The sequence below is a fragment of the Bifidobacterium sp. VU/mBH4 (B4) genome (assembly GCF_058199535.1).
Genome location: NZ_JBVPQJ010000002.1, coordinates 332,030 through 339,287, shown reverse-complemented (window position 1 = coordinate 339,287; position 7,258 = coordinate 332,030). Strand labels below are relative to the sequence as shown.

At 62.6% G+C, this 7,258-nt stretch carries 5 protein-coding genes and 1 tRNA gene; 5 read left to right on the top strand and 1 reads right to left on the bottom strand.

Going from position 1 to position 7,258, the window contains the following annotated elements; all coding sequences use genetic code 11:
• Positions 1–146: 146 nt before the first annotated feature.
• Positions 147–219 (bottom strand) — tRNA-Ala (locus tag AC0AII_RS04655).
• A 212-nt stretch (positions 220–431) separates the two neighbouring features.
• Between AC0AII_RS04655 and AC0AII_RS04650 the strand changes: the two genes are divergently transcribed.
• The 5 genes from AC0AII_RS04650 to leuS all read left to right on the top strand — a co-directional run bounded on the left by AC0AII_RS04650 (position 432) and on the right by leuS (position 7,220).
• Positions 432–1,457 carry a D-2-hydroxyacid dehydrogenase gene (locus AC0AII_RS04650; protein ID WP_490446298.1) on the top strand — a complete coding sequence of 342 codons (1,026 nt, stop codon included), beginning with the start codon at positions 432–434 and terminating at the stop codon, positions 1,455–1,457.
• A 5-nt stretch (positions 1,458–1,462) separates the two neighbouring features.
• Positions 1,463–2,278 carry a DUF1287 domain-containing protein gene (locus AC0AII_RS04645; protein ID WP_490446297.1) on the top strand — a complete coding sequence of 272 codons (816 nt, stop codon included), beginning with the start codon at positions 1,463–1,465 and terminating at the stop codon, positions 2,276–2,278.
• A gap of 106 nt (positions 2,279–2,384) precedes the next feature.
• Positions 2,385–3,335, top strand: coding sequence for a magnesium transporter CorA family protein (locus AC0AII_RS04640; RefSeq protein ID WP_024627661.1), 951 nt, complete (start codon positions 2,385–2,387; stop codon positions 3,333–3,335).
• Positions 3,336–3,344: 9 nt separating this feature from the next.
• Complete coding sequence (locus AC0AII_RS04635) at positions 3,345–4,175, top strand: glutamate ABC transporter substrate-binding protein (protein ID WP_490446296.1); 831 nt, start codon at positions 3,345–3,347, stop codon at positions 4,173–4,175.
• A gap of 75 nt (positions 4,176–4,250) precedes the next feature.
• On the top strand, positions 4,251–7,220 hold the full coding sequence (gene leuS / locus AC0AII_RS04630) for a leucine--tRNA ligase (RefSeq protein WP_490446295.1): 2,970 nt from the start codon (positions 4,251–4,253) through the stop codon (positions 7,218–7,220).
• The last annotated feature ends 38 nt before the right edge of the window (positions 7,221–7,258 follow it).

Below are 7,258 nucleotides of genomic sequence, written 5' to 3'. Positions count from 1 at the left end.
ACCCCAACACCACACTCTGACCAACACACAACCAAACCCACACACAGAACCTAAAACAACGCGTTTAGTTCCTATAGGCCCCGATCTGGCGTTTGCAAGCCCAACGAATATAAAAAGATCCCGAGGTGACCTCGGGATCCTATCTGTGGAGCTAGGGGGATTCGAACCCCCGACCTTCTCCATGCCATGGAGACGCGCTACCAGCTGCGCCATAGCCCCGTGCTTGCCTTGCTTGGTGAAGCCTTGCTTATAGTACACCGGGATTGGCGAATGGAGCAACTCAGTGTGTTGCCCCGGAATTGCAGGGATTGTGAGCTAATTGATGGATTTTATCCTCGAATGGTCTTGAGTCATTCCTGAGCTTGCAAGTGCGCTAGCATGATGACAAGGGGCGACCAAGGGGGTCGGCAGCAACGGAAAGGCGGCGGACCATGACCGGCAAAAACGATGCCGAAGTGCGGGTTGAAAAGCGGAACGAGAACCATCCTGGGGACCAGCTCATCATCAACTGCCTGCCCTTGGACCAGAGTGAACGACAGGAATTCCTCCAGGCGGCTCCAGGCGTTCGTCAGGAGTTCATTGTCGACACGGACATGCGGCAGAGCATGCATTGGCTCATCGATGTCCCTCAATCCCTCAGATCGGAGGCCACGATCATTTTGGGTAATCCGCCGGCCGAGCAGGTGGTTGCCTGCCGTAACCTGGTCTGGTTGCAGACCAGCAGCGCGGGTGTGGATGCCTACATGAAACCGGGGGTTCTGCCTCCGGACGCCATGTTGACCAGTGCTTCAGGCGCTTACGGGCAGTCGGTCTCCGAGCACATGTTCGCCATGATGTGGGCTCTGATGAAGGACCTGCCGGCCTACCGGGACAATCAGCGTTTGGGCCGTTGGGAACCTCGCGGGGCCGTCCTTTCGCCGCATGGCTGCCAGGTTCTGGTTTTAGGCACAGGGAATATCGGAGCCTCCTTCGCTCGTCTGGCCAAGGCCGTAGGCGCGCGGACCATCGGTATCAGGCGCCATCCCGACCAGCCGGTGGAGGGGTTCGACCGTCTGGCTGGTTTTGACGATCTGGATGCCCTGCTGCCTGAGATGGATGTAGTGGCTCTGGCCCTGCCTTCAACGCCGCAGACCCGGCACATCATCGATGACCATCGTCTTGCATTGATGAAGTCCACCGCCGTGCTGATCAACGCGGGCAGGGGAGATGCCGTGGACTGCATGGCTCTGGCCCAAGCCTTGGATAAGGATGGCATTTTCGGTGCAGGTCTGGATGTGACCGAACCGGAGCCCCTGCCTGAAGATCACCCACTCTGGAGGCAACCACGCTGCCTGCTCACCCCGCATGTGGCCGGGGGAGCCCATCTACCCTCCAACATGGACAAGGTTCGGGAAATCTGCCTGGATAACCTTCATCGATTCATGGATGGCAGGCCCCTGCGCAACCGGATGAGGTGACCGCTGTGTCTACAGAGCGAAACCGCGGCGGCCGCAGCCAGCGGCGGACAGTGGTTCTGCGGTGGGCGGCTGTCCTGCTGGCGCTTGCATTGATTGTGGCGGGCTCCTTGGCCCTGGCTGGCAGGCTGGTGGGCGTCGGGCCTGCTCGCCATTCAGACAATCAAAACTCCTCCGCAAACGGCCCCAGGACCGCTTCTCACGGCCCTCCTGGATATTCTCCAGAGCAGACCGCGGCCCATTCGCCTCTGACCTCGCCTGTAGACTACAACCATGACGGCGTGGATGACTACACGGCCATGGTGCGTGGAGCCCATCAGGAGGCCCGCCGCCATCCTCATTATGACAGCGGCTACTACCAGGGCGGCTATCCTCCCGATGACCGCGGCGCCTGCACCGACGAGATCTGGAGGGCCTTCCGGCAGGCCGGCTACGATCTGAAGACCATGGTCGATGCCGATATCGCCTCGTCTCCTGGGGCCTATGCCGGAGTGATCAACAGTCCGGATCCGAACATCGACTTCAGGCGGACCAACGTCCTCGGCGTATTCCTGTCCCGGCATGCCCAGCGTCTGACCAACGACACTGCGGCCACCGACCAGTGGCAGCAGGGCGACATCGTCATCTTCGACACCTCCTGGCACATCGGCATGGCCTCCGATAGAAGGGACAGCCGGGGCATTCCCCTGCTTCTGCACAACATGGGCCAGCGCGACAGGGAGAACGACTACCTGGGCTCGCCAGGCCACCGTCCCATCACCGGGCATTTTCGCTTCGACGCCTCCAAAATCCAACCCGCCGTCCTGCGGCCATGGCGGGGATGACCGGGGACTACCCTGCGGAATTGAACACGGCGGTAACTGGTTATCTGCTACTATCGGTTCGGCCAGAAACGTCGGCCAGGTTTGAGCACGAGAGGCGGTGATGGCGATGATGAGAGTATTCAGCACCATGAACGGGCAGATCGAGCAGATCGGCAAGGCTTCCAAGGGCTCATGGATATGCTTATCGGCGCCCACCGATGTCGAGCTGGCCAACGTCTCCCAGACCACCGGTATCGACCTGGCTGACCTGCGTGCCCCCCTGGATGATGAGGAGCGCTCGCGTGTGGACGTGGAGGACGAGTACACCATGGTCATCGTCGACATTCCCCGGGCCGAGGAACGCGACGGGCGGGACTACTACGAGACCATTCCTCTGTCCATCATCGTCACCGAGGATCTGATCGTCACCGTCTGCATGCAGGACACCGTCCTGCTTCATCCCTTCATGGAGGGCACCATCCGGGGGTTCAACACCTTCATGAAGTCCCGCTTCATCCTGCAGATCCTCTACCGGAACGCCACCCTCTACCTGCGTTACCTGCGCATCATCGACCGCGAGTCGGACCGGCTGGAGCTCAAGCTGCGCCACTCCATGCAGAACCGCGAGATCCTCATGCTGCTGGAGCTCAACAAGACCTTGGTCTACTTCGCCACCAGCCTCAAGTCCAACGAGATCGTCCTGGAGAAGCTGACCGGGCTGGAGCGGATCAAGCGCTACCCGGACGACGAAGACCTCTTAGGTGACGTGATCACGGAGAACAAACAGGCCATCGAGATGGCCAACATCTACTCAAGCGTGCTTTCGAACATGACCGACGCCTTCGCCTCCATCGTCTCCAACAACGTCAACAATGTGATGAGGATCTTCACCATCATCTCCATCAGCCTGTCAGTGCCCACGCTGATCTTCTCCATGTACGGCATGAACTTCAACCAGGGCATGTTCGGCATGCCCTTCACCGACAAGCCCTGGGGCTTCGCGGTCGTGGTGATTCTGTCAGGTCTGGTGACCGCCCTGGTGACCTGGTTCCTGACGCGCTCGAGAATGTTCAAGTAGGGGCTGATCATGTTTGCACGCAGGATTGCGGCGGCTCTGGCGGCGCTGGTTCTGGCGGTGCCCCTGAGCGGGTGCGGCCGCCAGGAGGATCGCTACCGGGCCGGCTCCATCGGGCCCAAGATCAGCGTGGGCATCTCCTTCGACCAGCCCGGGCTTGGATTCGCCCAGTCCGGCCAGTACCGGGGTCTGGATGTGGATGTGGCCCAGTACGTGGTCCACGAGCTGGGATACGCCGAGTCGCAGATCGTCTTCCGCCAGGTGAAGCCTGCAGACCGCGAGCGCATGCTCGAACAGGGCCAGGTGGACATGGTCGTGGCCGGCTACTCCATCACCCAGGAACGGCAGAAGCTGGTGGATTTCGCCGGGCCCTACCTGGCTGCTGGGCAGGACCTGCTGGTTCGCCGTACCCAGAGCGATATTGCCGGGGTGGAGGATCTGGCCCAAAAGCGGGTCTGCGTGGCAGCGGGCTCCACCTCCGGGGCTCTAGTGCGCTCGCTGGCTCCGCAAGCCCGGGTCCAGGAGCGGGAGGAGTTTCCTGAGTGCGTCACGGCTCTGCTCAGCGGGGATACGGATGCTGCCAGCGGCGACGATTTTGCCTTGGCTGGACTGGCTCATGTTCGTGGCGGTGGCCAACTGCGTCTGGTCGGCAACCCCTTCTCCAATGAACATTACGGTATCGGCGTGCCCCACGGGGATCCGGAGCTGGTGGACGTCATTGACCAGGCTCTGAAGAGGATGATGCGGGACGGGTCCTTCAAGGCCGCCCTGGGCCGGGCCTCCAGGTCCATCGGCTATTCCATTGATGCCGCCGCCCGCACCCTGCGGCCCGGCGATCGCTGAGCACGGCTTCCGCCAAGGCGACGGATGCTGGACATTGGCTCGGCCGTGTCCATGTGAATGGCGATAATTCACCATATGAACGCGAATGAAGACAGGGATCATCAGCAGACCCAGGAATCCGATCAGCCCAAGTTCCGCTACGATGCCGCCATGGCGCAAACCATTGAGGAGCACTGGCAGAAGCGCTGGGACAAGGAGGGCACCTTCTGGGCAGCCAACACCAAGGGTGATTTGACCGATGCCCAGGGCGATCATGCTGGGGGCCGCAGTCCCTACTTCGTCATCGACATGTTTCCCTATCCTTCGGGCAAGGGCCTGCATGTGGGCCACCCACTGGGCTACATCGCCACCGACGTGGTCAGCCGCTACCACCGGATGAAGGGCGAGAACGTCCTGCACGCCATGGGCTACGATGCCTTCGGCCTGCCAGCCGAGCAGTATGCGGTCCAGACCGGCCAGCACCCCAGGGTCACCACCGAGCAGAACATCGCCAACATGCGCTGGCAGCTGCACCGGCTGGGGCTCAGCTTCGACGACCGCCGCTCCTTCGCCACCATCGATACGGACTACGTGCGCTGGACCCAGTGGATCTTCTCGCGCATCTACGAGTCCTGGTACGACCCCGACTACCGCCGTGCCGACGGGGGGACAGGCGCGGCCAGACCCATCAGCGAGCTGGTCGAAGCCTTCAAGGCCGGGAGCAGGCCCATCCCCGGCCATGCCGACGCCTCATGGGAGGACCTGGATGAGGCCGAGCGCTCCGAGGTGCTCAACGACTTCCGTCTGGCCTACATCTCGCGCTCGCCGGTCAACTGGTGCCCCGGGCTGGGCACGGTCCTGGCCAACGAGGAGGTGACCGCCGAGGGGCGGTCCGAGCGGGGCAACTACCCGGTCTACCAGCGTGAGCTCAAGCAGTGGTCCATGCGCATCACCGCCTACGGCCACCGGCTTCTGGAGGATCTGGACATTCTGGACTGGCCCGAAAAGGTCAAGCTCATGCAGCGCAACTGGATCGGGGAGTCGCACGGAGCCTCGGTGGATTTCACCGTGCCCAGCCCCGACGGGAACCAGACCATGGAGGTCTACACCACCCGTCCCGACACGCTTTTCGGCGCCACCTTCGCCGTGGTTTCGCCCGAGCACGACCTGCTGCAGCATCTGCCGCAGGAGTGGCCTGAGGATGTGCCTGAACAGTGGAAAGGCGGCTATGCCAATCCCGCGGAGGGCGTGCAGGCCTATCGCAGGGCCGCCGAGGCCAAGACCGCCAAGGATCGCGTAGACGAAGGCGGAGCCAAGACCGGCCTGTTTACCGGACTGTACGCTCTCAACCCCATCACCGGGGCCAAGCTGCCTATTTTCACCGCTGACTACGTGCTGATGGACTATGGCACGGGGGCCATCATGGCTGTGCCTGGCGGTGATCAGCGCGATTACGACTTCGCCGTCAAGTATGGCCTGCCCGTCGTCTACACGGTCAGCCCGCTGCCTGAATCCGGACAGACCCTGGACGACTATCGGGGCAAGGCTCCCTTCGTTTCCCACGATGGCATTGTGGTCAACTCCTCAGTCCAGGCCACCCAGGCCGCTGGCGACCCGCTCAGCCTGGACGGCCTGCGGGTCGACCAGGCCATCGAGAAGGTCACTGCCTGGCTGGAGTCGGCCGGAGTCGGCCATGGGACCGTTTCCTACCGGCTGCGCGACTGGCTCTTCTCCCGTCAGCGCTACTGGGGCGAGCCATTCCCGGTGGTCTACGACGATCAGGGCCTGCCCCACCTGCTGCCCGACGACCAGCTGCCGGTGGCCCTGCCGGACGTGCCCGACTACTCGCCCAAGACCTTCGACCCCGAGGATGCCCAGTCCAGCCCGGAGGCCCCGCTGAGCCGCAACCAGGACTGGGTGAACGTGACCCTGGACCTGGGCGACGGACCCAAGGTCTACCACAGGGACACCAACACCATGCCCAACTGGGCAGGCTCCTGCTGGTACTACATGCGCTACATCGACCCCAAGGACGACCGGCACATGGTCGATCCGGAGGAATACGACTACTGGCTGGGGCCCAAGCACAACGCTACGGCAGGGGAGTCAGGCGGTGTCGATCTCTATGTGGGCGGCGTGGAGCACGCGGTCCTGCACCTGCTCTATGCCCGCTTCTGGCACAAGGTCCTCTATGATCTGGGATACGTCTCTTCCAAGGAGCCCTTCCACAAGCTTTTCAACCAGGGGATGATCCAGGCCTACGCCTACACGGACCAGCGCGGCCAGTATGTGCCCGCCGCCGAGGTGGAGGAGCATGAGAAGGGCGGCAAGGTCAGCTACACCTGGCAGGGGAAGCCGGTCAACCGCGAGTTCGGCAAGATGGGCAAGAGCCTCAAGAACATCATCACTCCGGACGACATGTACCGTACCTATGGGGCCGACACCTTCCGCCTCTACGAGATGAGCATGGGACCCCTGGACGAGTCCCGGCCCTGGAACACGCGCAACGTGGTGGGCGGCATGCGCTTCCTGCAGCGGCTCTGGCGCAATGTGGTGAACGAGCAGACTGGCGAGGTGGTCCTGGATGAGGGCGAGCCCGACCAGAAGACCCTGAAATTGCTCAACACCACTATCCACGACGTGACTGTGGAGATGGAGGCCATGCGGCCCAACACAGCCATCGCCAGGATGATCGTGTTCAACAACCATCTGACCGGGTTGAATCCGACGCCTAGGGCAGCCGTTGAGCCACTGGTGCTCATGCTCTCGCCCATCGCCCCCCACATCTGCGAAGAGCTGTGGAGCCGTCTGGGTCACAAGGAATCCCTGGCGCATGCCCAGTGGCCGACCTGGGATGATCGCTATCTTGGCGAGGACACCGTCACCGCCGTGGTCCAGATCAAGGGCAAGGTCCGCGGCAAGTTGCAGGTCAGCCCCGACATCGCGCCTGACCAGCTCAAGGCCATGGCCCTGGCGCTGCCTGCCGTTCAGGAGCGGCTGGGCGGCAAGGAGCCGAGAAAGGTCATCGTCAAGGCGCCCAAGATCGTTTCGGTCGTGCCAGCCTGATCCTGCACTGCCCGCAGCCAGGCTGTGGACAGGCGATG

What these genes read in the sequence shown, in the direction of transcription:
- AC0AII_RS04640 (WP_024627661.1), top strand. Translation starts at nt 2,385, where the DNA reads ATGATGAGAGTATTCAGCACCATGAACGGGCAGATCGAGCAGATCGGC.
- leuS (WP_490446295.1), top strand. Translation starts at nt 4,251, where the DNA reads ATGAACGCGAATGAAGACAGGGATCATCAGCAGACCCAGGAATCCGAT.
- AC0AII_RS04650 (WP_490446298.1), top strand. Translation starts at nt 432, where the DNA reads ATGACCGGCAAAAACGATGCCGAAGTGCGGGTTGAAAAGCGGAACGAG.
- AC0AII_RS04635 (WP_490446296.1), top strand. Translation starts at nt 3,345, where the DNA reads ATGTTTGCACGCAGGATTGCGGCGGCTCTGGCGGCGCTGGTTCTGGCG.